Raw genomic sequence first — 26,447 nt, 5'->3', positions numbered from 1 at the left:
GAGGGAACCGTGCGAGGAGTGGAGTGGATCTGCATCGTCGTCGCGGGTGCCGATGCGGGTCCGTCGCCTCTCGATTGGCACTCTACCCATACGAGTGCCAATGCTCAACCGACGGCCGGGTGCACACCGGACGAACGATCGGATGGCGGCTTCAGGAATCAGCGAGGATTCCTTCGAGGGGGGTCAGCAGCGCGGCGGGGCCGCCCTCGCCGGCCTGTCGGGTGACGGCCGCGAACCATTCGTTCTCGGCTTGCAGCCCGAGCCGGCGCAGCACCGCGGAACACAGGGTCCGCCGGGCCGGGGTCAGTTCGGTGTCCCACCGGGCCAGGTACCGACGCAGCTCGTCGGACCGGGGTGCGCCGTCCAGCAGGCGCGGGGCGGCTTCGCCCAACAGCAGGGCGACGGCGGCGATGCCGCGCCAGCCCTCGCCGGCGTCCAGCACGTCGGCGGTCTCGTTCACAGCGCGCAGTGCCGCGGTCAACACCTCCGAGGCCGTGGTGCCCGTGCCACCCCCGGTCACCGGGTCCTGCAACAGCTCGTCGATCAGCTCACCGGCCGGGGAACCGCTGAACGCACCGGCCGCGGAGCGCGGTCCGTCCTGGTTCGCGGAGCCTTGCGGTGCATCCTGGTCCGGGGCACGTCCGTCATCGCTCACACCTTCACGGTACCCACCGGCAGGCCCGGATACCCGGACAAGCCGGGCGCCGAAGGGGTCGTTCCGGCGACGGCCACGTGGGCGCCCAGCGCCGCGATCATCGCGCCGTTGTCGGTGCACAGCCCGATCCGCGGGATCCGCAGCTGCAGACCCGCTGCGTCGCAACGTTCCTGGGCGAGCGTCCGGAGCCGACCGTTCGCAGCGACACCGCCGGCAACCACCACGGTGCCGATGCCCAGATCGGTGGCGGCAGCGACGGTCTTGGCCGTCAGCACATCGGCAACCGCCTCCTGGAACGCGGCGCAGATGTCCTGCACCGGTACCGGCCGGCCGGCGGCCCGCAACTGTTCGACGTGCCGGGCCACCGCCGTCTTCAGACCCGAGAAGGAGAAGTCGTAGCGCGCGTCCCGGGGGCCGGTGAGCCCGCGGGGGAACCGGACTGCGGCCGGATCGCCCTGCGCAGCAAGGCGATCGATCACCGGTCCGCCCGGGTAGCCCAGCCCGAGCAGCCGAGCCACCTTGTCGTAGGCCTCGCCCGCAGCGTCGTCGACAGTGGTGCCGATTTCGGTGATGTCGCCGGCCAGGTCGTCGACCCGTAGCAGTTGGGTGTGCCCACCGGACACCAGCAGTGCCAGCACCGGACTCGGCAGCGGACCGTGCTCGAGGGTGTCGGCGGCGACATGCCCGGCCAGGTGGTTGACGCCGATCAGCGGCACTCCCCACGCGGCCGCGTAGGCCTTGGCGGCAGCGACCCCGACCAGCAGCGCACCGGCCAATCCCGGGCCACAGGTCACCGCCACGGCCGCGACGTCGGACGGCCGCACCCCGGACGCGGAGAAGGCCCGGTGCATGGTGGGCACCATGGCCTCCAGGTGGGCGCGGGAGGCGATCTCGGGGATGACGCCACCGAACCTGGCGTGCTGGTCGGACGAGGAGGCGAGGTGATGACCGAGCAGGTTCAGCACCGGACGTTCCCGGCGCTCACCGCCTGGACCTTCCCACTCCTTCACGTCGTCGATCCGGACGAGACCGACACCGGTCTCGTCGCACGAGGACTCGAGCCCGAGCACGACCGCACCGGAGGTCAACCGGAACTCAGCCGATCCGGACGGTGCCACGAAAGCCGCTGCGCTCATGACCCCACCCGCTGCATCACCAGGGCGTCGGCGTTGCTCGGACGGTAGTACCCACGGCGCAGGCCGATCCGGGCGAAGCCCCTGCGCTCGTACAACCGCCGCGCCGGATCGTTGTCGACCCTGACCTCCAGCAGCACCCGACGTCGACCGGCCACCGCCAGCAGGTCGTCCAGCAGTCGGGCACCGAGCCCCTGCCCCTGCAGATCCGGGTGCACGCCGATGGTCTGCACCTCGGCTTCCTCGTCAGGATGGTCCAGGCCGTGCACGGCCAGACCCGCGTACCCGACCACGCGAGGACGGTCCGGGTGGGGACGGTCTGGGTGGGGAGGGGGGCCGCTGTCCCTGACCACCACGTAGTGATGACCCATCGCCAGCTCCGACCAGAACATCCCGGCGGTCCACGGTGAGTCCCCGGGGAAGAGCACGGTCTCCAGATCTGCGACTGCTTCGATGTCCCACCAGCGCAACGGCTCCAGCGGACGCCATGGGGGCCGGAGCACCGATGCGCTGGTCAACTCCGGCCGCCGACCTGGGAGTTCGAGGTGGCTGCGGCGTTCAGGGTGGATTTCGGCGCCGACGGTTCGGCGACGTCGGGCCGTCGCAGATAGAGCGGCACCAACGGGCCCGGGATCGCTCCGGTGACCAGCTCGCGGCCGGCGGCGAGCACCAGGCCACGGCTGAGACTGCCGGGATCGGCCAGCGGTTGCTGTTCGAGAACCGGCACCAGCCCGACACCTGCACCGACCGCCAGGAACCCGTCCAGGGCTGCCGATCCGAGGATCGCCGACGGGTCCACCGCGGCCGGAGCCAGCACCGCGGGGCCGAAAACCCGCCGGCCGCCGGGGGCGTAGCCGGAGAGGTACACCTCGCGGCGCCGGGCGTCGGTGACGACCAGCAGTGCGGGCGTGCCGTCAGCGGATGGGGCTGCAGTGGATCGTTCGGGCAAGGAGCGTTCGGGCAAGGATCGCGCAGCGGTGGATCGGGCAGGAATGGATCGCGCAGCGGCGGAGCGGGCAGGAATGGATCGGGCGAGACCGTCGTGACTCGGAACGCCGTGCACCGGCACGCCGAGAGCGTCGCCCAACGAGGCAGCGGTGGCGATTCCCACCCGCAGACCGGTGAACGGTCCGGGCCCCAGACCCACCACAACGGCGTCGAGCTCGTCGAGGCTGCGCCCGACCGACGTCAGCGCCGCCGTGATCAGAGGCAGCAGCTTCTCGGCGTGGCCGAAGGGATCCACCGCGACGTCCTCGGCGAGCAGCCGCACCGGATCCTGCTGGCCGTGATCGGAATCCCGCTGAATCCCCGGGTGCGGTGTCAGCTGATGGGGCGGTGTTGCTTGCTGGGGCGGTGTCACTTGATGGGGCGGTGTCACTTGATGAGGCAGCAGCAGTTCGACCACCCCGGCGGTGATCGCCGGCGTGGAGGTGTCCATCGCCAACACGAGCATGATCGGAGATTCTACGAGTCGTCGACCACCGCTACGACCACAGTGCCGACCACGGTGCGGGAGGATGAGCCGGTGATGCTGCCCCCGTCGTCCGCTGCCGGGCGACGCGCCGACCGGAGTGATGCGACCCTGGCCGACGTCGCAGCCCTGGCCGGGGTGTCCCTGGCCACCGCGTCCCGCGCGCTGCACGCGACCGGCGGGCGCACGGTCCGGGCGGTGGCGGCGGCGCGGGTCAGGGCGGCTGCCGTCGAGCTGAGGTACGTCCCCAATGCGGCCGCCCGCGCCACCGCGCGCGGACGGACGGACACGGTGGCGCTGATCGTCCACGACATCGCCGACCCGTTCACTGCTGCGCTCACCGGGGCCGTGATGGATGCGGCGTCGGCGCACGACCTGATCGTCACCATCGCCGCGACCGGCGGCGATCCGGAGATCGAACTGCGTCACCTCGAGCAGTTCCGCCGCCAACACGCCCGCGCCGTGATCCTCGCCGGATCCCGCTTCACCGACGCCGACAGTGAGGTCCTGCTGGCCGCGGAGATCGACGCCTTCAGCCACAGCGGCGGCCAGGTGGTGGTGATCGGCGGTCCCGTCCCCGGTCTCGCGCACGTACCCGTGGTGCCGATCGACGAGGTCGACGGGGCCGCCAGGCTGGGCGCCGTGCTGTGCACCTTGGGGTACCGCAGGTTCGCCGTGCTGGCCGGTCCGGAGAGCCTGGTCAGCAGCGAGCAGCGGTTGGCGGGATTCCGGCGCGGCGTGACCGAGCACGGCGGGACCGTGCCGGACGAGTGGGTGCTGTCCGTCCAGTGGTCACGGGACGGCGGGTACGTCGGGATGCGCGAGCTGCTCGACCAGGGGCTGGACGTCACCGAGGTGGACGCGGTGTTCGCCGTGAACGATGTGATGGCGATCGGCGCGATGGCCGCGTTGGCCGAACACGGCTACCGAGTTCCCGAGGACGTCGCCCTGGCCGGGTTCGAGGACGTCCCGATGCTCAGGGACATCCGACCGTCGCTGACCACCGTGACGCTGCCGGCCGGTGAGATCGCCCGTGCCGCGGCCCACCGTGCGCTGCAGGAACCGGTGGCCACGGACGGATCCACGCCCATCGAGTTCTCGGTGTCTGCCAACACCAGGTCCGAGCCTGCGGTGCGGCTGGAGGTCGTGGTGCGCAGCTCGACCCCGGATCGGCGACCTGGCACGGAGCCCGGGTCAGGCTCGCGATGAGATCCCCTGCAGCGCGGCGATCAGGGACGACCAGCGGGCCGGATCACCGCTGACGGTGCAGTCCCGGACGTCGTCACTGCGACGACGCAGCGCCACAGCCAACGGGAACTCGGCGAACTGCTCGGCGAGTCCGGTCCCCCATTCGACGACGACAGCAGCCTGCGCCAGGTCGGTGTCCAGATCCAGGTCCTCCAGCTCGAGGGCTCCGCCGAGGCGGTACGCATCGACGTGCACCAAACTCACCCCCGGGCCTGGATGCACCCGTGAGATCACGAAGGTCGGCGAGGTGATGGTCTCGGTGATCCCCAACCCGAGCGCGATCGACTTGGTCAGCGCCGTCTTGCCGGCGCCCAGGTCGCCCGCGAGCACCACGACGTCCCCGGCGCGGAGCTCGGCGCCGATCGCCCGACCGAGCCGATCCGTGGCCGCCAGGTCCTCGAGCTGCAGCTGCACTTCCCGGGCGCGTGTCATCGTCCACCCCGCAACCGCGCGGTCGAAGTTGCCGTCGTAGCTGCGTCCGCTGCTCGGACCCGCTGCAGCACATCAGCCAACAGCCCGCTCAGCGCGTCGTTCACCGCGACCGGCTGCTCCAGCATCAGGTTGTGGCCACCGTGGGGGACCAGCACCAGCTCGGTCGACGGCATCGCGGCCACCAGCGCTCTGGACTGTGCAGGCGGTGTCATCCGATCCTGCTCCCCGCAGATCACCCGACCCGGAAGGTGGTGCAGCGCAGCAAATCCCGCGCGCACATCGAGGGTCAGGATCGCGGGCAGGAACTGGGCGATCACATCGACAGGCACCTCCGAGATCATCAGATCCAGGTAGTCGACCAGATCCACGTTGACGGCAGGATCGGCGAATCCGTAGGAGCGGGTGAGCAGCCAGACAGCGTCCCTGGCCAGCGGTCGACCACGTTCCAGGGCTCGCGGGAAGCGACTCGCCGTCGCGGTGACCGCGCGCATCAACGGCAGGTTGCCGGTCAGTCCGGCGCGAGACCCCTTGGCCCGCAGATAAAATGCCGAACTGTCGATGAGCGCGAACCCGGCCAGGCGTTCCCGCACCAGATCCGGCTCGGCGGCAGCCAGTCCCATCAGCGCCATCCCGCCCATCGAGTGCCCGACCACCACAACCGGTCCGTGCGGGGCCGCGGTGGCGATCACTGCATGCAGGTCCTCGGCCACCGCATCCAGCGTCGATCGACCCGGATCGGCTCGACCCGACCGGCCGTGCGAGCGCTGGTCGTAGAACACCAGCCGGGCCTCGGCACCCGGATCGGCCACCAGATCTGCGACGGTGGCAGCCGGGTCGGTGGCAGCCGTGTCGGTGGCAGCCGCTGCGTCCCTGCGGTCGGCAGCAGCGACCTCAGCTCCGAAACCAGGTCCGGCAAGCCCCAGCCGCTGGAAGTGCCAAGCACCCATCCGCAGCGTCCAGCCGTGCGAGAAGATCACCGTCAGCGGCGCGTCGACCGGACCGACCTCCTCGACGTAGATCCCCAGACCGTCCGCGGAGGTCACGGTGTAGGAGCGTTCGGCCGGCAGCGAATCGAAGCCCCGACCATCGGCAGCAACGTGCGCACGATAACGGCGCATCACCCGCCGCTGGGCCGTCCAGCCGCCGAGCGTGAGAGCCCCGACCGCGCCGGTCACGCCGGCAGCAGCACCGAGCACCTTACCCAGACCACTCATCCGATACCCTCCGCCGGCTGGGCAGTTCGATCTGTCTGCCGACCGACCCACCGTCGAGGAACGCGGGCCCCGATCCTGGTGACGATCTCGTAGTCGATGGTGCCGCAGGCCGTGGCCCACTCGGTGGCCGTCGGTTCGCCGTGACCGCCGGGTCCGAACAGCAGCACTTCGTCACCGACCGCCACCGGGTCGTCACCGCAGTCGACGACGAACTGGTCCATGGCCACCCGACCGGCGATCCGCCTGCGCCGACCCGCGACGAGCACTTCGGCCCGACCGGACGCCGCCCGCGGGATGCCATCGGCATAGCCGAGCGGGATCAGGGCGAGCGTCGTCTCCTGCCCGGTCCGGTAGGTGAGCCCGTAGGAGACTCCGTGCCCCGCGGGCACCCGTTTCGTCAACGCGACGCTCGCACGCAGCGTCATCGCCGGCCGGAGCGCGGGGGCAGCCGGCGGCCCGGCGCCTCCCAGCGGGTCGAACCCGTACAGGCCGATACCGATGCGGACCATGTCGTGGTGCAACTCCGGGTGGCTGATGGTCCCCGCGGTGTTGGCGAGGTGGCGATCGGCGGAGATGCCGAGCTGTGCGAGCTCGCGGACGGCCGCCTCGAACGTGCGCTGCTGTTCGCCGACGGAGTCGTCGCCGGGTACGTCGGCGGAGGCGAGGTGACTCATCACGCCGACCACCCGGATCTCCCCCGCTCGTTGGGCCTCCAGGACGGCGGCGGCAAACGCCGAGAACTCCGCGGGTCCGACGCCGTTGCGACCGAGTCCGCTGTCGAGCTTGAGATGAACGGCCACGCCCCCGCCCCTCGACGATGGTCGGAGCGCGGCGACCCGACGCACCGCGGCCAGGTGCTCACGGGAGCTGATCCCGATCTCCACCCCGGCGGCGACCGTGGCAGCCAGATCCGTGTCCGCCGGCACCCAGAGCCAACAGGCGATCCGGCCGCCGATCCCGGCCCGGTGCAGGTCCAGAGCCTCGCCCAGGGTCGCCACCCCCAGCATGTCGGCGCCGGCGTGCTGGGCCGCTTCGGCGACGGCCACGGCGCCGTGTCCGTAGCCGTCGGCCTTGACGACCGCCATCACCCGCACCCGAGCTGGCACGAGCCCACGGACGGCCCGCAGGTTGTGGCGGATCGCGGCCAGGTCGACCACGGCCTCGCACCGGACGGTGGGCACAGCGCTCATGACGCCAACTCTGCCATCCGGCGCCCCTCGACCGCGCGACACCCGGCTGCTGCGCCCAGACCGCTCACAGGTGATCGAGCAGGGCCTGCGCCCCGGCGATCCCGGCGCGCTCGGCCGCCTCGCCGGCCAGTCCGTGGCGGAGGGCACCCAACGCGGCCGCCTCGAACGGGTCCCGGCCGGTGGCCAGGATCGAGCCGATCAGACCGGACAGCACGTCACCCGATCCCGCCGAGGCCAGCCATGGGCTGCCGGTCCGGTTGACCGCCGTCCGGCCGTCGGGCGCGGCGATGACCGTTCGGTGGCCCTTGAGCAGCACGACCGCGCCGCTGCGCGCCGCAGCGGTGCGCGCCGCCGTCAACCGATCGGGCCCGCCGTCCGCCTGGACGTCGAGATCCGGGAACAACCGGGCGAACTCGCGCTGGTGCGGGGTGAGGACCACTGGCGCACCCCCCGCGCGCACCCGCCGGGCCAGCAGGTGCGGGTGGGTGGCGAGCACCGTGAGCGCATCAGCATCGACCAGCGCGGGCACCGGCTTCGACAGCACCCGGTCGAGACCGGCGAGGGCGGCGCCACCCGTACCGACACCCGGCCCGATCACCCATGCCTGGACCTGTCCGGCATCCTCGACGGTGGCTGCTGCCACCACTTCGGGCCAGCGGGCGAGCACGGCCGGGGCCTGCTCACCGGCAAATCGCACCAGGCAAGGCCGGGCGCGCACCGCGGCTCCGGTGCAGAGCACGGCAGCACCCGGATATCCGGGCGAGCCGGCGTGGATCCCGACCACGCCCGAGGAGAACTTGTCATCACCGATCTCGGGTACGACGGACGGCAGATCCTCGGGTTCGTAGCTCACTGCGTCGGGTGGGGTGGACGGCTCGAGCCCGAGGTCCACCACCCACACCGTCCCGCCCTGCGGAGCGACGAGCAGCCCGGTCGACGCAGCACCGAAGGTGACGGTGAGGTCGGCGCGGATCGTGAGATCGCCGGTGCCGGTATCCGGGTCCACACCGGTTGGCACGTCGACCGCAAGGACCATGGGGCCGAGCGGGCCCGTGCCACCTTCGCTGCGCAACCGGTCCATCAACGCGACCACTTCCCGGATCCCACCACGCAGTGGTGGCGCCGCTCCGATGCCGAGCAGCCCGTCGACCACCAGGTCCGCGCTCTGCAGAAGGGGCGCAAGCTGCGCGATCGGGCGGATTCGACCCCCCTCACGGCCCACTGCCGCCAGTGCCTCGGGATGGGTCCGCTCCGGAGCCGTCAGCACGGCGTCGACGCGCGCACCGCGGCGCCGCAACCGGGCCCCGGCGAACAGTGCGTCCGCCCCGTTGTTGCCGGGCCCGACGAGCAGCACGACCCGCGCCCCGACCACGGGAGTACCGCGCGATCCGAGCAGTCGCAGCGCGCCTGTTGCGACCGCACCGGCCGCGCGGTGCATCAGCGACCCAGGTGGGGTGCGGGCCAGAGCGTGCTGCTCGGCCTCGCGCAGCGCGAGCACGGAATGGGCGCGGATCACTCCCCGAGCCTGCCAGTGGGGCGCACCGGCGAGTGCAGCGACACCCTGCAACCTCGACAGGACCCGCGGCACATCAGCCCAACCCGAGCACCACCGCCGCGGCAATGCCGGCATCGTGCGACAGCGAGAGCTCCCAGCTGACGATGCCGAGCGCAGCAGCGACCGCGGCCACGGAGTCCACGATGAGGAGCTCCGGACGACCGGACGGGTCGGCGATCACCCGGCAGTGGTGCCAGTGCATGCCGGCCGGGGCACCGAGTGCCTTGGCCACCGCTTCCTTGGCGGCGAACCTGGCAGCCAGCGAAGACGGCCGCCGGGGATGACCACCCGCCGTCAGCTGCTCTCCGGGGCCGAACAGTCGCGCGGCCAAAGCGGGGGTCCGCTGGAGGGTGGCGGCGAAACGCTCGACGCCGACCACGTCCACGCCGACCCGGATGACGGACCGACCAGCGGGAGGTTGCAGAGGAATCACCCGGCCATCGTGTCATCCGGGTACGAGTGAGGCCGGAGACGTCCGATCCCCGAGCCCTCAGGCTCAGGTTCCGTCGATCTCCGGCCTCGTATCCCGACCGTCCGCCGCCGCACGCCACCCCGCAGGCGCCGGCGCGGCCATCACTCTCCGGGCAGTGCCCGCAGCAGTCCGGTACCGAACTCGATCAGCTTGACGCCACTCTCGGTACCCATCCGGGTCACCTCGAGCCCTGCACGCTCGGCGGCCATCACGATCACCATCGCGTCTTCCTCGGGAACGCACGCCAGCGCGCGTCCTCGCGGCAGACAGGCCCGGGAGACGGAGACGAACAGCCGCTGCAGTCGACCGGCGCCGAGGGCCTCGAGGCCATCCGGCAGCAGGTAGTAATCGGCGCCGTGCTGCAGCTCGTCGAGGACATCCGCGTTGCGCGTGGTCACTCGATCCCGGAACTTCTCGAGCCGGTCGGCGGATTCGCGAGCGGTGCCGTTGAGATCAAGGACGGAGACGGACAGCTGATCGAAGTCCTCCATCAGCTCTTCCGCGAGGAGAGCACCGTCCGTCGACAGCTCGACGACGGTGGACATCCGGTGCCACTGCACGTGCACGGCAAAGAGTTCGCGGCGAACGGCACGGAGATCGGTGAGAACGCCGGCCAGCGAGTTCGGGGAGGTCATGGCTGATTCCTGTCTTTCATCTTCGGGACTGCTGGGACATCCACTGCAAAGCTGCGATCAGCAACTCCGTACGGACGTCCTGAGCCGCTGGCGGCCGATTCGAATCTCCCGACCGGGGTCGGGAGCACGAATTTCACCCGTACAGCCCCTTGCCCCCGGTGGCGACGTCGAGCCGGTCGATGGATGCTGGGACGACCGAACGGATCGCTCACGGGAGAGTGAGGCAAACCTGCCCCTGAGGGGCCGATACGAAGACGATGCGGCCGGCGACTACTCCCCGGCGTCAAAATGGCAACTTCCTGCCATCCACCCACTCGGAAGGTGCGCGGGCGGCCACTGTTGTCACAGCCAGCAACCGGAGTGACGGAAACAGCCCCGTCACCTGACGTGATCGGAACCCATCATGCGCAAGTTCATCGCCGCCGCCAGCACCCTCGTCGCCGCCGCTGTCTTCCTCGTCGTCCCCGCCACCAGCTCGCAGGCAGCGCCGGCCAGCTCGGCCCGTTGCAGCGGCTGCGCCGTCGGTTTCTGATCCGCTCAGTCCGCCGCAGGCTGGCGGACCTTCTCCCCCATCGGTGAGCTCATGAACGATCCGCAGAGTCACGACACCGGGTCCCCCTCCGGGTGGGATCCGTGGTCTGTCGTGGGCTCCTTGGCGCGGGATCCGCATCGAGCACCGTCCGGGGGCGGCCTCCCCACACAGGGGGGTGGTGCAGGCGTCCCGCTGCCCGCTTCTGGTCAACCGGCCGCACTCAGCCCGTTCGAGCACGACGTCGTCGGCCTGCTTCTCAGTGGCTATCTCGACACCGAGATCCGGTCACGGGCCGACTCGGAACCGAGTGAGCACTACCGCTGGTCGTTCGGCCCTGGTGTCGAACGTCGGCAGGATCTCCGTTGGGTTCCCTTGGAGCTGCGCGCTCCACTGGACGTATTGTCGGATTCTCTCGCCGAGTCGGGTGCGGGTCGACTTTCACAGGGTTGGGTCGATGGCGAGCGTCGCCATCACTACGCTCCCGGCCGGATGACACTCTCGGCGTTGCTCAACTCCGCACACCCGTCGCTGACGCGCATCGCTGCCACCGGCCGGGCTGTCGGTGCGTCCCTCCGGGGCCTGCGCAGTATCGACATCAGCCACCTCGACCTGGCCCCGCCTGCCGGTCCCGCGCGACTCAAGCGCTGGTTGACCACAGGCGACGGGCCGTTCGCCGCCGCGGTGATGCACGAGTTCCTGATCAACAAGCTGGGTCCGGCGCGGATCGACGAGGTCATCTCGTGGACGGACAGCCTGCAGTGCGACCATCTCGCGGTGGGACGCAGCGGCCTGGAAACCGCAGTCGTCTCCGAGTCGGCCGATCCGAGCGCCATCCTGATCGGCGACGAGATCTGTGCAGCTCCGCGCGATTTCGACCTGTCCTGGACGCTGGGTGGTCTGTTCATCCTCGAGCTCGAGGCCGGCGCGCTCCCCCACGACCTGGCCACCGAACGTCGCGACGCCATCACGGCCTGTCGGGATGCGGTTCTGGTGTCCTACGGTCCGAGCGACGACCTGATCACCACCGGTCGGATGACGGCGCTAAGGGTGCTCCTCCAGTTGCACGACGCCGCGGCTTTCGACGACCGGCAACTGGACACGCTGGCCACGGAGGCTGCCGCCCTCGTGGACGACGCGCGCTGACCCGTTCGTCAGGCCCACCGGAACCTAGATCCAGCCCTGTGTACGCGCGAGCGCTCCCGCCTCGAACCGACTGGTGGTGCCGAGCAGGCTCAGCACCGCCGCGATCCGGCGACGATACGTGCGCACCGACCAGCCGAACTGTCGCGCTGCCGCGTCGTCCGTGAGACCGGTCTGGAGCGCACTCAATGTGTCGCGCACGAGGTCCACATCGAGCCCGCCGGTCGAGAACCCGACCGGCATCGAGGCCCGCCACATCTCCACGAACTGGGTGTAGATCGCGCGGACCAGAGGGCGACCGGTGATGAACAGCGCCTTCGGACCGGGTCCCTCGCCGGTGTCCGGCACGACAGCGCGCACCCGATCGGAGACCAGGATGCGGTTGGGCACGGAGGCCAGCACCCTGACCTTCGCCCCACGGGCCGCGAACTGCGTCAGGTATTCCAGGATTTCCGGATCGCGCGCCGCCTTGGCCGGGTAGATCCACCGGGTGTCGACCCCACGTTCGAGGCTGGCGATGTCGCCGTCCCAATTCGACCGCAGCGCGGTGACATCGAAGGACATCTGGTCTGGCAGCGCACTGAGGATCTCGTACTTGGTCTCGGAGACCAGCGCGCCCAGAGCTTCCAGTAGTTCAGCGCCCCGAAGGGTGAGAACAGCAGGCTTTGCGGTCGGTGCCGTCATGCCTTGCCCCTGTCCCATTCGTGCTCGACGACTCGAGCCGCCGCCTGTGTGTCCCACCGAGCAGGTGTCCGCGAGCAGGCCCGTCGAGACTACGGTACGACGACACTCTCCCTCAGGAAAACACGTACTGCAACATTTCCTGGAGTCAGTATGCCCCCTCCGGGGGACTCTGCCGAACAATCCTCCGAATGAATCACACTGAGTGTGGGAACGTCACTCGACAGTGACGGACTTGGCCAGATTCCGCGGTTTGTCGATGTCGTAACCACGCGTTCGGGCTATCTCGGCGGCCAGAACCTGCAACGGAACAGTCGCAACGAGCGGCTGCAGGAGCGACGGCAGGGCCGGGAGTTCGACGAAGAAGTCGGCGAACGGCGCGATGGTCTTGTCCCCCTCCTCGCCGATCACGATCGTGCGCGCCCCCCGGGCCTGGATCTCCCTGATGTTGGACAGGATCTTGGAGTGCAGCAGCGGTTGCGCACTCGGTGACGGCGTGACGACGACAACGGGCAGGCCTTTCTCGATCAGTGCGATCGGACCGTGTTTGAGTTCGCCGGCCGCAAACCCCTCCGCATGCATGTACGCCAGCTCCTTGAGCTTGAGCGCCCCCTCGAGCGCCACCGGATACCCGACGTGCCGGCCCAGGAACAGCACCGCCTTCGAATCGGCGATCTCCTGGCCGAGTGCCCGCACGGCGTCCATCCTCGTCAGCGTCTCCGCCACGGCGGCAGGAACCCGCTCGAGTGCTTCGAATTCCCGGGCGACCTCGTCGGAGAACTTCGTCCCCCTGGCCTGCGCCAAGGCGAGACCGACCAGCAGGTTGGCTGCGATCTGCGCGAGGAACGCCTTCGTCGAGGCGACGCCGATCTCCGGACCGGCATGGGTGTAGAGGACGGCGTCGGATTCCCGGGGGATCTGCGAACCGTTGGTGTTGCACACCGCGAGCACCCTGGCTCGCTGCCGGCGCGCGTGCCGCACCGCCTCGAGAGTGTCGGCCGTCTCTCCCGACTGGCTGACTGCGACCACCAGGGTGTCGCGGTCCAGGACCGGATCGCGGTAGCGGAACTCGCTGGCCAACTCGACCTCGACCGGCAGTCGGGTCCAGTGTTCGATGGCGTACTTCGCGACCAGACCTGAGTGGTAGGCGCTGCCGCAGGCCACCACGAACACCTTGTCGATGGTGCGCAACTCGTCCTCGCCGAGGCGTTGCTCGTCGAGCACGACGCGGGTGCCGTCGAAGTGGCCCCGCAGCGTGTCCGCCAACGCTGTCGGCTGCTCGGCGATCTCCTTGTCCATGAACGTCAGGTGACCGCCCTTCTCCGCGGCCGCCAGGTTCCAGGTGACGGTGAACGGCCGGGCATCGGCTTCACCGCCACTGAAGCCGGACACCCGGTAGCCGTCCGGCGTGATGACCACCAGCTGGTCCTGACCCAGTTCCACCGCTTCGCGGGTGAACTCGATGAACGCGGAGACGTCGCTGGCCAGGAACATCTCTCCGTCACCGACGCCGATCACCAACGGCGAGTTGCGCCGGGCGGCGACCAGCAGATCCGGCTCGGACGCATGGGCAGCGACGAGCGTGAAAGCGCCTTCGAGTCGCCGTGCGACCGCAGCCATGGACGCTTCGAGATCGCCGGCCGTCTCACCGGTCTCGCCGCGGTAGGCGCGGCCGAGCAGGTGCGAGACCACTTCGGTGTCGGTCTCACTGACCAGTTCGATGCCGGCGTGCTCCAGCTCCGCACGCAGCTCGGCGAAGTTCTCGATGATGCCGTTGTGGATGACGGCGAGCGTGCCGGTCGCGTCCAGGTGCGGATGGGCATTGCGGTCGGTCGGGCCACCGTGCGTGGCCCAGCGGGTGTGACCGATGCCGGTGGTGCCGACGAGGTGGTGGTTGCCGACCTTGATCTCCTGCTCGAGGTTGGCGAGGCGTCCTGCCTTCTTCGCCACCCGCAGCGCGCCATCACGGCTGACGACGGAAACACCCGCCGAGTCGTAGCCTCGATATTCCATCCTGCGCAGGCCCTCGACCAGTAGGCCGAGAGCGTCACGAGGTCCGACGTAACCGATGATTCCGCACACGCTGATCAGGCTAGGCGAGCCGGGACCGTGCGCGTGCGCACCCTGCGGGTGAATCACGCAGCTAATCTGCGCGACCGGTGCTCTGACGCCCTGGACCGCTCGACCATGATCGAAACAGCGGCTGAGAGCGCAGTTCCGACCAAACCCCGGCGGCGCTCGTGTGTGCGATCTCGCATCCGCCGGGGCGCGAGATCACGCTTCGAGGGGTCGCCCGCCCCGTTCCGCAACGGTCTGCGGGTCGACCGGCGCGGGGACGGACACCGCAGGGACCGCGTATCCGACCCGGTCCTGCGATGCGGAGGCGGCGACCGCACGCACGTCCGCCCAGCGTCGCAGGGCGGTGATCTCCTCGGACTGGGTGACCGACAGCGGCACGGTGTTCGCGATCTCCCGGTGCAGATCGTCGGGCTGCAGTGGCCGCCGACCCGCGAAGGCATCGAAACACGCCGAGATGGCGACCTGCTCGATCTCGGCCCCGGAGAACCCCTCCGTCTCGGCGGCCAGCGCACCGAGCAGTTCCTCGCTGATCGGGAGTTCGCCGAGAGCCGGGCCTGCCGCGAGCCGGGCCCGGAGGTGGAGGCCGAAGATGTCGCGCCGCTCCGAGGCAGTCGGCAGGTCGACGAAGAAGATCTCGTCGAAGCGGCCCTTGCGGAGGAACTCCGGTGGCAGCAACGAGATGTTGTTGGCGGTCGCCATCACGAACACCGCGGCCTTCTTCTCCTGCATCCATGACAGGAACGTGCCGAACACCCGCGCCGAGGTGCCGGAATCACCGCTGCCCGATGCACCGGAGGCAAACCCCTTCTCGATCTCGTCGATCCACAGCACACACGGCGCGACCGCCTCGGCGGTGCGGATCGCCGTTCGCATGTTCTGCTCGCTCGCACCCACCAACCCGCCGAACACCCGGCCGATGTCCAGCCTGATCAGCGGCAGGCCCCACGCGGACGACATCGCCTTGGCCGTCAGCGATTTGCCGCATCCCGGCACCCCGGTCATCAGCACGCCCTTCGGCGCGGGCAGGCCGTACGAGCGCGCCTCGGCCAACCACGATCCGTTGCGCTTGGTGAGCCAGGTCTTCAGGTTGCCCAGGCCGCCGATGTCCTCGAGCTTGACGGTCGAGGAGACCAGCTCCAGAACTCCCGACTTGCGGATGATCTGACCCTTTTCCTCCGCGACCACGCTGACGTCAGCGGCGGTGAGCGTGCCGTCGACCACCATGGCCCTGGCGAAGGCGTTCTCCGCCTCGAACGCGGTCAACCCGACCGCTGCGGCGGCCAACCGTTCGGCGTCCTCGTCCGTGAGCTCGCTGCGCACCGAGCCGCTCTCGGTGTTGCGGGTGATCATCCGCTGCAGCAGGCCGCGCAGGAACGGCTCGTCGGGCAGCGGATAGTCGAGATGGGTCACCAGTGCTTCGAGCTCGGCCGGGATGTTCGGCACGCTGCTGACGAGCACGAGGGTCCGCGGAACGGTGCCGTCCTGGTAGAGCCGCGCGGTGTCCTTGAGGGCACGCACCAGTTGGGTGTCCGGCGGCAGCTGTCCCCCACCGAGCCACGGATGGACGTCGATCATCACCACCACGCTCGGCGTGCTGAGCGTCGCTGCGGCCGCCAGCGCCGCATGCGGTGTGCGGGTGTCCGCCGCCGGCGGTCGACCGAGCTCGGCGAACCCACTGGAGGTGGTCCAGATGAAGACCCGCCGCGGCGGCACCACCTGCTTCCGGTTGCCGACGACCGCCGCGATGTCGGCCAGCACTCGCGCTTCCTCCGCGGTGGTGATGGACAGCACGGGGAACCTGGCCCGGATGAAGCGGCGCAGATCGTCGGCGAACGCGGCCGAGGGTCCTGCAGTCCACGGATCCGGGACGGACGGACCTGCCACGGAAGAATTGGCACCGGAAGGATTTGCACCGGACGGATTCGCACCTGACAGACCAGCGGTCGATGTACCGGAGGGAGCGCTCATCCGTACAGTATCGACGACAGGGAAGTACCAACCGAGAGGTCAGGCAAGTGGCGCGCACCAGCCCTTCCATCCAGCGACCGACCCTGGACTACACCGCCCATCTCGGACCGCACCGGGTGGCGTCCGGTCCACTGGACCCCAGCGGCATCCCCGGTCAGGTGATCGCTCCGGTTTCCGGGCGCGATCTGCCGGTGGTGGCGTTCGGTCACGGTTGGCTGCAGCCGGTCACCCGGTACACCAGGCTCATGCGTCACCTCGCGTCGTGGGGCTTCATCGTCGTGGCGCCGGCCACCGAGCGTGGGCCGGTCCCCTCGCACTCAGGGCTCGGCGCTGATCTCTCGCGCGCGCTGCGGGCGGTGGTCACCGGGCGGGTTGCCGGCGGCGTCATCACCGGATCCGCCGCGAAGCTCGGTGTGCTGGGCCATTCGGTCGGCGGCGGCGCTGCCGTGCTGGCCGCTGCGAGCGACAGCACGATCAAGGCAGTGGTGACAGTCACACCGGTGGCGACGAAGACCGCCCGCGCGGCTGCCGGTCGGATCCATGTCCCGGCGCTGCACCTGGTCGGCCAGGTCGATGCGATGAGCGACCATGCCGGGGCGGACTTCGCCAGGTCCTGGGGCGGGCCTGTCCAGCTCCGCGAGGTCAAGGGTGCCAAGCACCTGGGTCTGGGTGAGGGCAAGCACTGGACGACGGCGATCGTCGGCGACGGCGCGGAGAAGCGGATCCACCAGGTCACCGCGACTTTGGCCACGGCGTTCCTGTTGCGACACCTCACCGGTCAGGACCAGCTCGCCGACGAGTTGGACGGCTCGCTGTCGGGTACCGGCATCATCGATCTGGCTGATCCGAAGGACGAGCACTGATCGTCCGGCTCTGACGCACGTCCGAGCCCGGGACGACGCGTCAGCCGGAGCGGACGACCTGCGCCACCCGTTCGGCCACCGCCTGGGCGGTCTCGGCCGTCGCGGCCTCCACCATCACCCTGACCAGCGGCTCCGTCCCGGACGGCCGCAGCAGCACCCGCCCGGAGGAACCCAGCTCGGCAACCGCGTCCTGCACGGCGCTGAGCACCGGCGCCGACTCGGCGACGGACTTGTCGCTGACCCGTACGTTGATCAGCACCTGCGGGAACCGCGTCACCACCCTGGCCAGGTTCGCCAGCGAGATCCCGCTCGAGGCCACCCGGCCCATCAGGAACAGTGCCGTCAGCAGCCCGTCCCCGGTGGTCGCGTGGTCGCTCATCACGAAGTGGCCGGACTGCTCGCCGCCCAGCGAGAACCCGCCCTGGCGCATTTCCTTCAGGATGTAGCGATCGCCGACGGCGGTGGTCCGCACGGCGATACCCGCCTTGCTCATCGCCTCGTGGAATCCCAGGTTGGCCATCACCGTCGTGACGACGGTGCCGAACTCCAGCTCGCCCCGTTCCTGCAGGTAGAGCGCCAACAGGGCCAGGATCGCGTCCCCGTCGACGACACTGCCGTCGGCGGCGATGGCCAGGCACCGGTCGGCATCGCCGTCGTGGGCGATCCCCAGATCGGCGCCGTGCTCCAGCACCGCGACCCGGAGCCCATCGAGATGCTGGGATCCGACACCCTCGTTGATGTTGAGACCGTCCGGCTCGCCGGCGATGACGACGACCCTGGCACCGGCCCGCCGGTACACCTCCGGAGCGACGGATGACGATGCTCCGTGAGCGCAGTCGACCACCACGGTCAGCCCGGCCAGCGAGTGCGGGGTGGAGACCAGCAGGTGGTCCGTGTAGCGGGAGACTGCCGCATGATCGGCGGTGATCCGCCCGACCCCGTCACCGATCGGCAGCACGTGCTCCGCCGCCATGTCGGCCTCGATCGCGTCCTCGACGGCGTCCTCGAGTTTGTGCCCGCCCGGCCCGAAGATCTTGATTCCGTTGTCCGGCATCGCGTTGTGCGACGCGGAGATGACGACACCCAGGTCGGCGCCGACGTCGGCGGTCAGGTGGGCGACCCCCGGTGTGGGCAGGACACCGAGCAGCACGACATCCATGCCGGCCGAGGCCAGCCCGGCAGCGACCGCGGATTCGAGCATCTCGCCACTGGCGCGCGGATCCCGGCCGATGACCGCGAGCGGACGCCGACGTCGGACCGGAGCGGAAGGAACAGAACCGAGCTGCGCTGCCGGATCGGGAGACGACTCGACCGCCCGGCCTCCCGACAGTGCGGTGAGGACACGGGCGGCCGAGGTGGCCAGGCGCAGGGCGAGAGCGGGGGTGAGGTCGACGTTGGCCAACCCACGAACCCCGTCGGTGCCGAAGAGTCGGCCCATGGTGCCGCTCGCCCGGGCGATCAGCGCTTGGAGTACTGGGGAGCCTTACGGGCCTTCTTCAGACCGTACTTCTTGCGCTCCTTGACCCGCGGGTCGCGCTTGAGGAAGCCTGCCTTCTTCAACGGTGGCCGGTCGGAGATGTCGAGTTCGATCAGGGCGCGGGCGATGCCGAGCCGCAACGCACCGGCCTGGCCGGTGACGCCGCCGCCGACGAGCGAGGCGTGGACGTCGTAGATGCCTTCCTTCTCCAGGGTGACCAGCGGCTCCTTGATGAGCTGCTGGTGGACCTTGTTCGGGAAGTAGTTGTCCATGGTGCGGCCGTTGAGGGTGAACACCCCGGTGCCGGGCATGAGGCGGACGCGGACGACGGCCTCCTTGCGGCGGCCGACGGTCTGCACGGGGCGGTCGACGGCGACCGGGGCGGCTGCGGCGGGAACGATCGACGGTGCCTCGTCATCGGCCGGAGCCGCAGTGGCCTCGTCGCCGGCCGGAGCCTCGGTGGACTCGGTGGCCTCGACGACCTCTGCGGTTTCCTCGGCCGCGGGGGCGTCAGCAACCGGGGCGTCGGTGGTGACGTCCTCGGCAGTGTCAGTCTCGACGGGCGCGGCCTCGACGGGCGCGGTGGTCTCGGGAGTCTCGCTCACAGTGGTTTCTGCCTCGCTGGTGGTGGGGTCGGTCGGAGAGGTCACTGCGCGACCTGGATGATCTCGAAGGGCTGCGGCTGCTGAGCCGTGTGCGGGTGCTCGGAACCTGCATAGACCTTGAGCTTCCGGGCCATGGAACGACCGAGGGAGTTGTGCGGCAGCATCCCGATGACGGCCTTCTCGACGAGCTTGTCGGGACGCGAGTCGAGCAGTTGGCCGACGGTCTGCGCGCGCAGGCCACCCGGGTAGCCGGAGTGCCGGTACAGGATCTTGCCGTCGCGCTTGTTGCCGGAGATGGCGACCTTGTCGGCGTTGATGATGACGACGAAGTCACCGGTGTCGGCGTGCGGTGCGTAGATCGGCTTGTGCTTGCCACGCAGCAGCTGAGCGGTCTGGCTGGCGAGCCGACCGAGCACGACGTCGGTCGCGTCGATCACGTGCCAGGCGCGGGTGACATCGCCGGGCTTGGGGCTGTACGTGCGCACAGATCTGCCTCTTCGTCTCTTCTGCGTGGGTGAACATTCATCGATGGAACCTGCAGCGCCCGCGGTCCGCTGACGCGGTCGGAAGGCTGTGCCGGATCCGGATGCCGGGCCTGGATGGCCCGCCGCGTGCACCGCCGAACATCCCCGGACCCGGTCGGAACGCGGACCGGAGGGCCGAGCTCACTGCGGGTCGAGAACTGCGCGTGGAGAACTCCGAACGGAGATCCGCGCGGCGCACGAAGCTCGACGATACCGCGAGGAGCATCCCCCGGTCAAAATCGCCGGCGTCGCTCTCGACCAGGGGCGACGCAGGTCACTGCTGCAGCAGCGCTACCTGGGTCTCCAACGACCGTTTGAGATCGGTCTCCGACAGCGACGAGTACTCGATGGTGACCCTGTCGACCGTGGCGTAGCAGACGTACTGCGACTGCACGGAGTCCTGCAGACACCGCGGCGAGCCGGCGGTGGTCCCCGGATCGAAATCGCGGTAGCGACTGTTCATGGCCACCTCCTGGGCGTAGAACGCGTCGCGCACTGCGGTCGCCCCCGCCGCATCCTTGGCCCGGTACAGCACCGATCGGCCCTTGGCCACCACGTCGACCCCGGTACTGGAGAAGAGCTTGGCCGTGGCGAGGGCATCGGCCTGGCTGTGCAGCGCCCCCTGCCCGGAGTACATCCCGAACTGTACGTAATTCTTCGCCGGCGGCAGGGTCCGCGCATACAGCCCGGTCGGGTCGAACTCCTGTTTCATCAAGGCGTTCTTCGGAGTCGGGGAGTACGCCTTCAGCGCTGCCAGCTGCCTGGTCAGCGCCGTCTTCATCCGCCCTGGCACGGTCGCCTTCTGCGAGATCCCACCGTTGACGTAGACGTAGACGACGGACTGGCCGCTGGCGATGAACACCTGACCGCTGAACGCAGTGGTGCCGGCAGCTCCCTGATTGCCGATCGCACCCGGCAGATCGGGGTACTTCAGCACGGTGTCCGACACGTCCTTGCTCGAGTTCGCCATCCCGGTCGCAGCCTTCTGGGCGGCTCCCGCGCTGGGGAAGACGAACACCGCCAACACCATCGACGCCTTGCTCGACGGATCGGAGCGGGTCGCGGAGTAGCCCGCGTACATACCCTGCCGACGGGCGATCAGCTGGGTGCTCTGGTCAGGGAAGATGACCGAGAGTGCGTCCGAATCCCGCAGCGGGAACGTCGGGTAGGGCACGAACCGGGTCAGCTTCGGATCGATTTGGCCGGGGTCCAGCACATAACCGGCCAGCCGCCGACCCTCCATCAGGGACGCGATGCCAACGGTGTTCGGGGTGACGTTGTACGGGATGGGCTTCGTCGGGTACAGCTTCGCGTCGTCCGGCCCGCCGGATGTGCTCGCCTCGCTGCTGCTCGACGGGTCACTGCTGCTCGACGGGTCACTACTGCTCGACCGGTCACTGCTGCTCGACGGTGTGGCGGAGCTGGAACCCGCATCGGTTGAACCTGCCGGAGGCTTTGTGCTCCCAGGTGTGCTGCTGGTCATCAAGGGCGACGGACTGGAATCGGACGTCGAACTCGAGGCGGTGGCGGGAGTGGCAACGGACCCGTTCGCGGACACCCCGGCGACCGTGCTGCCGCAGGCGGCCGTCACCGTCGCCAGGACGCCGATGGCGACCGTCAGCCGGATCCGGCCGGGGGTACCCACCGTCCTGGACGGCCGGCTTGCTGCGGTGCGGGCGCGCTGGCCGCGATGATCTGACACGTCTGGGGGTCCTCTCGGCGGGCTCATCGACACCATCGGCGCGCGCGGGACGGGCCCTCACACCCCGCAGGCGGATCGCCGGGGCGATCTGTTCGCCAGTATGTCAACCCAGCTCGGCGGCGGAGACCTGTTCGGCCAACCCGAGCTCGGGCAGCGCATCACGGAGCGCCCTGGTGGTGACCGCCCTGGCGGACAGTTCGGCATCGGGGGGATAGTCGACATTGACCAACGTCAGACCGCAGGGAGGGGCCGTCGACACCCGGGAGTCCCGGACGCGGCCGGCGAGCAGCTGTGCGGGCCCGGAGACCGGCTCCCGGCCCTCGCCCACCCTGATCAACATTCCGACCAGAGCGCGGACCATCGAATGACAGAACGCGTCGGCGCTCACCTCGAGGGTGACGGCGTCGTCGTCACCGCAGACCCTGAGCTGCTGCAGCTCCCGCACCGTGGACGCCGGGCGGCCGAACACGTCCGCGCGCGGGCGACAGTAGGCCGCGAAGTCGTGCAGCCCGAGCAACGACTCCGCGGCACACTGCATCAGGGCCACGTCGAGCGGCCTGCCGTAGGGCAACACCCCGACGGAGTCCAGTGGATCCAGACCCCAGTCGGTCAACGCGATCCGGTAGCGGTAGTGCCGGCGGAGTGCTGAGAACCGGGCGTCGAAACCGTCGGGGGCGACCCGGACCGAGCTGACCCGCAGATCACGGGGCAGCAGGCCGGCCAGTCGCCGGCGCAGCCCCGTACAACCGGCCTGGTGCTCCCCCTGACCGTCCCCGGTGCTCGGGAACCCGGCGGACCGGGGACGCAGTGCCAGCCCGTCCAGCGCTGTCGGATCGATCTCGAGATGGGCCACCTGACCGCCGGCGTGGACGCCGGAATCCGTTCGACCGGCCACCACCAGCGGGACGTGCACCTTGAACAGGGTCGCCAGTGCTCGCTGGAGTTCTCCGGCGACCGTCCGCAGGCCGGGCTGGATCGCCCAGCCGGCAAAGTCCGTGCCGTTGTAGGAGATGTCCAGTCGGAGCCGGATTCCGGAGGAGATCCTGGTTGCCGCTCCGAATTCTGGGATCGCACTCACGTCGGCCACCGTACTAGTCGGCCGGGCCTCACCACATCGCCGTCGTTCGCGCGACCCGGAACGGCGAACGGGCCCGATCCCCATTGGGGATCGGGCCCGCAGGCTCGGTGCTGGGTGAGGCAGGAGGCGATCAGGCCTGCTCATCCTCAGGGGCCGCGTCGGCGGCCTTCTGCTGCGACTTCGGCAGGGCGAATCCTGCCGCCTCTGCTGCTTCGGGGGTGGCGAACCACACCTCGGCGACGGTCGTGGAGAAGAAGCGGGAATCCGGCACGTGGTACAGCTTCGAGTCGGCGTTGCCCTTGATCGGGAAACCTTCCGGCGCTTCGTTCACGTCAGCGAGCACCGCATGGCTGCCCTCGCCGTAGGTCGTGCTGTCGTCGGTGCTCAGCTCGGCGCCCTCGGCCGGAGCCTCGGTGGCCGCAGCCTGGGTCTGGGCCGATGCACCGTCGGAATCGCCAGCACTCTCGGAAGCCGTGCTCTCCGTGGACGGGGTCTCATCGACCGGCGTGGTGTCCGCGGCGGCAGCCGGCTTGGCGGCCTTCGGCGTGGCAGCGCGACGGGTCGCGCGGGACGCCTGGGCGGTGACGGTCTCCTCGGTGATCAGCTCGATGATCGCCATCGGAGCGTTGTCGCCCTTGCGCGGAGCCGTCTTGACGATCCGCGTGTAGCCGCCCTCACGGGCGGCGAAGGACGGGGCGATGTCGGCGAAGAGCTTGTGCACGACATCCTTGTCGCGCACGGTCTTCATCACCTGGCGGCGGGAGTGCAGGTCGCCGCGCTTGGCCGTGGTGATCAGCTTCTCCGCGACCGGACGCAGGCGCTTGGCCTTGGTCTCGGTGGTGGTGATGCGACCGTGGTCCAGCAGCTGGGTGGCGAGGTTGGCCAGGATCAGCCGCTCGTGCTGCGGCGAACCGCCGAGCCGCGGACCCTTGTTGGGGGTGGGCATGTCGTGCTCCTGTCGATGTCCCGCCTCCCGGCGGGGGTCGATACGGCTCAGCCTGTGACAACTGAGTGGGCCCCCGCCCGTCCGAGGACGAGCGGGGGCCGGGGATCAGATCTGTTCGGTCTCGGCGTAGTCGTCGTCAGCTGCGGTCTCGGCGGCGCCGGTACCCCAGTCGTTGCCGTAGGCCAGGGCAGCGGCGGTCGGGTCGAACCCGGCCGGCGAGTCCTTGAGAGCCAGGCCCATCTGGTGCAGCTTGACCTTGACCTCGTCGATCGACTTCTGCCCGAAGTTGCGGATGTCGAGCAGGTCCGCCTCGGTCCGTCCGACAAGCTCACCCACGGTGTGGATGCCCTCGCGCTTGAGGCAGTTGTAGGAGCGGACGGTGAGGTCCATCTCCTCGATCGGCAACGCAAAGGCGGCGATGTGGTCGGCCTCGGCGGGCGAGGGTCCGATCTCGATGCCCTCTGCGTTGATGTTCAGCTCCCGGGCCAGGCCGAACAGCTCCACCAGGGTGGTGCCGGCCGAGGCGAGTGCGTCCCGCGGGGCGATGGACGACTTGGTCTCGACGTCGAGCACCAGGCGGTCGAAGTCCGTGCGCTGCTCGACCCGGGTGGCCTCGACGCGGTAGGTGACCTTGAGGACCGGCGAGTAGATCGAGTCGACCGGGATCCGGCCGATCTCGGCGCCGACGACCTTGTTCGGGGCGGCCGGGACGTAGCCGCGGCCCCGCTCCACGACGAGCTCGATCTCGAGCTTGCCCTTCTTGGTCAGGGTCGCCAGGTGCAGGTCGGAGTTGTGCACGGTGACACCGGCCGGCGGTGCGATGTCGGCCGCGGTCACGTCACCGGGGCCCTGCTTGCGCAGGTACATGGTGACGGGCTCGTCGTCCTCGGAGGACACGACCAGATCCTTGATGTTCAGGATCAGTTCGGTGACGTCCTCCTTGACGCCCGGGACGGTGGTGAACTCGTGCAGCACACCGTCGACGCGGATGCTCGTGACCGAGGCACCGGGGATGGAGGACAGCAGGGTGCGGCGGAGCGAGTTGCCCAGGGTGTACCCGAAGCCGGGCTCGAGTGGCTCGATGACGAAACGCGACCGGTTGTCGGCCAACGTCTCCTCGGTGAGGGTGGGGCGCTGGGAAATCAGCACAGGGGATCCTCTCCCAATGATGGAGGTGACGTCCGCTATATGACGTCACACGGGGGTGGTGCACCGATCGCACGGCGATCGGAGGCTGGAACTTCTCCGGGACGCACCGGTACCCGGCCGGCGCAAGTTGCCTCGCGATCCGGCCGGGCCAGGTGTCAGTCCTGCGGACTCACTTGCTGTAGTACTCGACGATCAGCTGTTCGTTGATCTGGGTGTCGATCTGCGCACGGACCGGCACCGAGTGGATCAGGATCTGCAGCGTGTCGGGCACGAGCTGGATCCAGGCCGGGATCGGTCGCTCGCCCTGGGTCTGGCGAGCCAGCTCGAGGGGGAACTTGGAGACCGACTGCTTGCGCACGGTGATGATGTCGTACTGCTCGACGCGGTAGCTCGGCACGTCGACCCGCTGACCGTTGACCTCGAAGTGGCCGTGGGTCACCATCTGGCGGGCACCACGGCGGGTGCGGGCCAGGCCGGCGCGGTAGATGACGCTGTCGAGGCGCGTCTCGAGGATGACCAGCAGAGCTTCACCGGTCTTGCCCTGCGAGCGGCTCGACTCCTTGTAGTAGCGGGAGAACTGCTTCTCCATGACGCCGTAGGTGAAGCGGGCCTTCTGCTTCTCCTGCAGCTGCGTCAGGTATTCCTTCTCCTTGGTGCGCGCACGACCGTGCTGCCCCGGAGGGAAGGGACGACGCTCGAAAGCCTGGTCCCCACCGACGAGGTCGGTCTTCAGGCGACGGGAGATCTTGGTGACGGGTCCTGTGTAGCGGGCCATTGTTCAGTTCCTTCTTTCCCCGGTCAGACCCGGCGCCGCTTGGGCGGCCGGGTTCCGTTGTGGGCCTGGGGGGTGACGTCGTTGATGGTGCCGACCTCGAGGCCGGTCGCCTGCAGCGAACGGATCGCGGTTTCACGGCCCGAACCCGGACCCTTGACGAAGACGTCGACCTTGCGCATGCCGTGCTCCATGGCCTTGCGCGCAGCGCTCTCGGCAGCCATCTGGGCGGCGTACGGGGTGGACTTGCGGGAGCCCTTGAAGCCGACGTGGCCGGCGGACGCCCAGGAGATCACCGCACCGGTGGGATCGGTGATCGAGACGATGGTGTTGTTGAAGGTGCTCTTGATGTGCGCCTGGCCGTGGGAGACGTTCTTCTTCTCCTTGCGGCGCACCTTCTTCGGAGCACCTGCGCGTGTCTTGGGAGGCATTGGCGATTACCTGGCCTTCTTCTTGCCGGCGATGGTCTTCTTCGGGCCCTTGCGGGTGCGGGCATTGGTCTTCGTGCGCTGGCCGCGGACCGGGAGGTGGCGGCGGTGGCGAAGACCCTGGTAGGAACCGATCTCCATCTTGCGACGGATGTCGGCCTGTACCTCGCGGCGCAGGTCACCCTCGACCTTGAAGCCCTCGGCATCGATGGCATCGCGAAGAGAAAGGACCTGCTCGTCGGAGAGGTCCTTGGACCGCAGGTCCGGGCTGATGCCCGAGGCCTTCAGCAGCCCCACGGATCGGGTGTGCCCGATGCCGTAGATGTACGTGAGTGCGATCTCCATACGCTTGTCGCGTGGGAGGTCGACGCCCATGAGACGTGCCATGTGGCAACGCTCCTTCTGTGCGTTCCTACAGGTGTCGGTCGCGTCCCGTCCCGGACATCTGATCCGGGCCCCGGCCTGTAGTCCGGGGGTGACTCGGGTGGCGTGCGGCCC

The 26,447-nt window shown here is 69.5% G+C and carries 28 protein-coding genes; 5 read left to right on the top strand and 23 right to left on the bottom strand.

Going from position 1 to position 26,447, the window contains the following annotated elements:
• Positions 1-151: 151 nt before the first annotated feature.
• From ABLG96_RS06700 to tsaB, 4 genes are read right to left on the bottom strand one after another with little or no spacing between them, the layout of a single operon-like run.
• Complete coding sequence (locus ABLG96_RS06700) at positions 152-655, bottom strand: hypothetical protein (protein WP_353650597.1); 504 nt, start codon at positions 653-655, stop codon at positions 152-154.
• A complete protein-coding gene (gene tsaD / locus ABLG96_RS06695; protein ID WP_353650596.1) occupies positions 652-1,791 on the bottom strand; it encodes a tRNA (adenosine(37)-N6)-threonylcarbamoyltransferase complex transferase subunit TsaD in 1,140 nt (379 codons plus the stop codon). Before tsaD ends, ABLG96_RS06700 begins: the two co-directional genes overlap by 4 nt.
• A complete protein-coding gene (gene rimI, locus ABLG96_RS06690) occupies positions 1,788-2,306 on the bottom strand; it encodes a ribosomal protein S18-alanine N-acetyltransferase (protein WP_353650595.1) in 519 nt (172 codons plus the stop codon). Before rimI ends, tsaD begins: the two co-directional genes overlap by 4 nt.
• A complete protein-coding gene (gene tsaB, locus ABLG96_RS06685) occupies positions 2,303-3,241 on the bottom strand; it encodes a tRNA (adenosine(37)-N6)-threonylcarbamoyltransferase complex dimerization subunit type 1 TsaB (protein ID WP_353650594.1) in 939 nt (312 codons plus the stop codon). Before tsaB ends, rimI begins: the two co-directional genes overlap by 4 nt.
• A 75-nt stretch (positions 3,242-3,316) precedes the next feature.
• Between tsaB and ABLG96_RS06680 the strand changes: the two genes are divergently transcribed.
• Positions 3,317-4,468, top strand: coding sequence for a LacI family DNA-binding transcriptional regulator (locus tag ABLG96_RS06680; protein ID WP_353651410.1), 1,152 nt, complete (start codon positions 3,317-3,319; stop codon positions 4,466-4,468).
• Here the strand turns inward: ABLG96_RS06680 and tsaE are convergent.
• The 6 genes from tsaE to ABLG96_RS06650 form a co-directional block, all read right to left on the bottom strand.
• Positions 4,454-4,939: a tRNA (adenosine(37)-N6)-threonylcarbamoyltransferase complex ATPase subunit type 1 TsaE gene (gene tsaE, locus ABLG96_RS06675; protein WP_353650593.1), complete on the bottom strand. Its 486-nt coding sequence runs from the start codon at positions 4,937-4,939 to the stop codon at positions 4,454-4,456. The two genes, ABLG96_RS06680 and tsaE, sit on opposite strands and share 15 nt — an antisense overlap.
• Positions 4,936-6,153: an alpha/beta hydrolase gene (locus ABLG96_RS06670; RefSeq protein ID WP_353650592.1), complete on the bottom strand. Its 1,218-nt coding sequence runs from the start codon at positions 6,151-6,153 to the stop codon at positions 4,936-4,938. Before ABLG96_RS06670 ends, tsaE begins: the two co-directional genes overlap by 4 nt.
• Positions 6,150-7,343, bottom strand: coding sequence for an alanine racemase (gene alr, locus ABLG96_RS06665; RefSeq protein WP_353650591.1), 1,194 nt, complete (start codon positions 7,341-7,343; stop codon positions 6,150-6,152). Before alr ends, ABLG96_RS06670 begins: the two co-directional genes overlap by 4 nt.
• Before the next feature lie 64 nt (positions 7,344-7,407).
• Positions 7,408-8,859, bottom strand: a complete 1,452-nt coding sequence (locus ABLG96_RS06660; protein WP_353650590.1) for an NAD(P)H-hydrate dehydratase — start codon at positions 8,857-8,859, stop codon at positions 7,408-7,410.
• Positions 8,860-8,932: 73 nt separating this feature from the next.
• Positions 8,933-9,322: a holo-ACP synthase gene (locus ABLG96_RS06655; protein ID WP_353651409.1), complete on the bottom strand. Its 390-nt coding sequence runs from the start codon at positions 9,320-9,322 to the stop codon at positions 8,933-8,935.
• A 149-nt stretch (positions 9,323-9,471) separates the two neighbouring features.
• Positions 9,472-10,005 (bottom strand): hypothetical protein, encoded by a 534-nt coding sequence (locus ABLG96_RS06650; RefSeq protein ID WP_353650589.1) that lies wholly within the window; start codon positions 10,003-10,005, stop codon positions 9,472-9,474.
• Positions 10,006-10,408: 403 nt separating this feature from the next.
• On the opposite strand from ABLG96_RS06650, the gene ABLG96_RS06645 reads away from it, so the two are divergent.
• Together ABLG96_RS06645 and ABLG96_RS06640 are read left to right on the top strand one after the other, a co-directional pair.
• Positions 10,409-10,537 (top strand): hypothetical protein, encoded by a 129-nt coding sequence (locus tag ABLG96_RS06645; RefSeq protein WP_353650588.1) that lies wholly within the window; start codon positions 10,409-10,411, stop codon positions 10,535-10,537.
• A gap of 489 nt (positions 10,538-11,026) precedes the next feature.
• Positions 11,027-11,680, top strand: a complete 654-nt coding sequence (locus ABLG96_RS06640; RefSeq protein WP_353650587.1) for a hypothetical protein — start codon at positions 11,027-11,029, stop codon at positions 11,678-11,680.
• 24 nt (positions 11,681-11,704) lie between these two features.
• Here the strand turns inward: ABLG96_RS06640 and ABLG96_RS06635 are convergent, their stop codons facing one another.
• The 3 genes from ABLG96_RS06635 to ABLG96_RS06625 all read right to left on the bottom strand — a co-directional run bounded on the left by ABLG96_RS06635 (position 11,705) and on the right by ABLG96_RS06625 (position 16,321).
• Entirely contained in the window at positions 11,705-12,361 is a 657-nt protein-coding gene (locus ABLG96_RS06635) for a hypothetical protein (RefSeq protein WP_353650586.1), read from the bottom strand.
• A gap of 213 nt (positions 12,362-12,574) precedes the next feature.
• A complete protein-coding gene (gene glmS / locus ABLG96_RS06630) occupies positions 12,575-14,440 on the bottom strand; it encodes a glutamine--fructose-6-phosphate transaminase (isomerizing) (RefSeq protein ID WP_353650585.1) in 1,866 nt (621 codons plus the stop codon).
• A gap of 192 nt (positions 14,441-14,632) precedes the next feature.
• Entirely contained in the window at positions 14,633-16,321 is a 1,689-nt protein-coding gene (locus ABLG96_RS06625) for an AAA family ATPase (protein ID WP_353650584.1), read from the bottom strand.
• 131 nt (positions 16,322-16,452) lie between these two features.
• Between ABLG96_RS06625 and ABLG96_RS06620 the strand changes: the two genes are divergently transcribed.
• Positions 16,453-17,268: an alpha/beta hydrolase gene (locus ABLG96_RS06620; RefSeq protein ID WP_353650583.1), complete on the top strand. Its 816-nt coding sequence runs from the start codon at positions 16,453-16,455 to the stop codon at positions 17,266-17,268.
• 40 nt (positions 17,269-17,308) lie between these two features.
• Here the strand turns inward: ABLG96_RS06620 and glmM are convergent, their stop codons facing one another.
• The 4 genes from glmM to ABLG96_RS06600 form a co-directional block, all read right to left on the bottom strand.
• Positions 17,309-18,706: a phosphoglucosamine mutase gene (gene glmM / locus ABLG96_RS06615; protein ID WP_353650582.1), complete on the bottom strand. Its 1,398-nt coding sequence runs from the start codon at positions 18,704-18,706 to the stop codon at positions 17,309-17,311.
• A 20-nt stretch (positions 18,707-18,726) separates the two neighbouring features.
• Positions 18,727-19,395: a 30S ribosomal protein S9 gene (rpsI, locus tag ABLG96_RS06610; protein ID WP_353650581.1), complete on the bottom strand. Its 669-nt coding sequence runs from the start codon at positions 19,393-19,395 to the stop codon at positions 18,727-18,729.
• On the bottom strand, positions 19,392-19,835 hold the full coding sequence (gene rplM / locus ABLG96_RS06605) for a 50S ribosomal protein L13 (RefSeq protein ID WP_353650580.1): 444 nt from the start codon (positions 19,833-19,835) through the stop codon (positions 19,392-19,394). The genes rpsI and rplM overlap by 4 nt, the downstream gene beginning before the upstream one ends.
• 313 nt (positions 19,836-20,148) lie before the next feature.
• Complete coding sequence (locus tag ABLG96_RS06600; protein WP_353650579.1) at positions 20,149-21,117, bottom strand: hypothetical protein; 969 nt, start codon at positions 21,115-21,117, stop codon at positions 20,149-20,151.
• A 28-nt stretch (positions 21,118-21,145) separates the two neighbouring features.
• Between ABLG96_RS06600 and ABLG96_RS06595 the strand changes: the two genes are divergently transcribed.
• A complete protein-coding gene (locus ABLG96_RS06595) occupies positions 21,146-21,568 on the top strand; it encodes a hypothetical protein (RefSeq protein WP_353650578.1) in 423 nt (140 codons plus the stop codon).
• A gap of 111 nt (positions 21,569-21,679) precedes the next feature.
• Here ABLG96_RS06595 and truA read toward each other — a convergent pair whose 3' ends face one another.
• From truA to rpsM, 6 genes are all read right to left on the bottom strand, one after another.
• A complete protein-coding gene (truA, locus tag ABLG96_RS06590; RefSeq protein ID WP_353650577.1) occupies positions 21,680-22,654 on the bottom strand; it encodes a tRNA pseudouridine(38-40) synthase TruA in 975 nt (324 codons plus the stop codon).
• A 130-nt stretch (positions 22,655-22,784) separates the two neighbouring features.
• Entirely contained in the window at positions 22,785-23,600 is an 816-nt protein-coding gene (rplQ, locus tag ABLG96_RS06585; protein ID WP_353650576.1) for a 50S ribosomal protein L17, read from the bottom strand.
• A 105-nt stretch (positions 23,601-23,705) separates the two neighbouring features.
• The gene (locus ABLG96_RS06580; protein WP_353650575.1) at positions 23,706-24,749 is read right to left on the bottom strand and encodes a DNA-directed RNA polymerase subunit alpha; all 1,044 of its coding nucleotides are present in this window, start codon (positions 24,747-24,749) and stop codon (positions 23,706-23,708) included.
• A gap of 169 nt (positions 24,750-24,918) precedes the next feature.
• The gene (gene rpsD, locus ABLG96_RS06575) at positions 24,919-25,524 is read right to left on the bottom strand and encodes a 30S ribosomal protein S4 (protein WP_353650574.1); all 606 of its coding nucleotides are present in this window, start codon (positions 25,522-25,524) and stop codon (positions 24,919-24,921) included.
• A 23-nt stretch (positions 25,525-25,547) separates the two neighbouring features.
• A complete protein-coding gene (gene rpsK / locus ABLG96_RS06570; RefSeq protein WP_353650573.1) occupies positions 25,548-25,952 on the bottom strand; it encodes a 30S ribosomal protein S11 in 405 nt (134 codons plus the stop codon).
• Positions 25,953-25,958: 6 nt separating this feature from the next.
• Positions 25,959-26,336 (bottom strand): 30S ribosomal protein S13, encoded by a 378-nt coding sequence (gene rpsM, locus ABLG96_RS06565; protein ID WP_353650572.1) that lies wholly within the window; start codon positions 26,334-26,336, stop codon positions 25,959-25,961.
• Between the last annotated feature and the right edge of the window lie 111 nt (positions 26,337-26,447).

This window comes from Nakamurella sp. A5-74 (assembly GCF_040438885.1).
GTDB lineage: Bacteria > Actinomycetota > Actinomycetes > Mycobacteriales > Nakamurellaceae > Nakamurella.
This window is presented reverse-complemented; position numbering and strand designations above follow the sequence as displayed.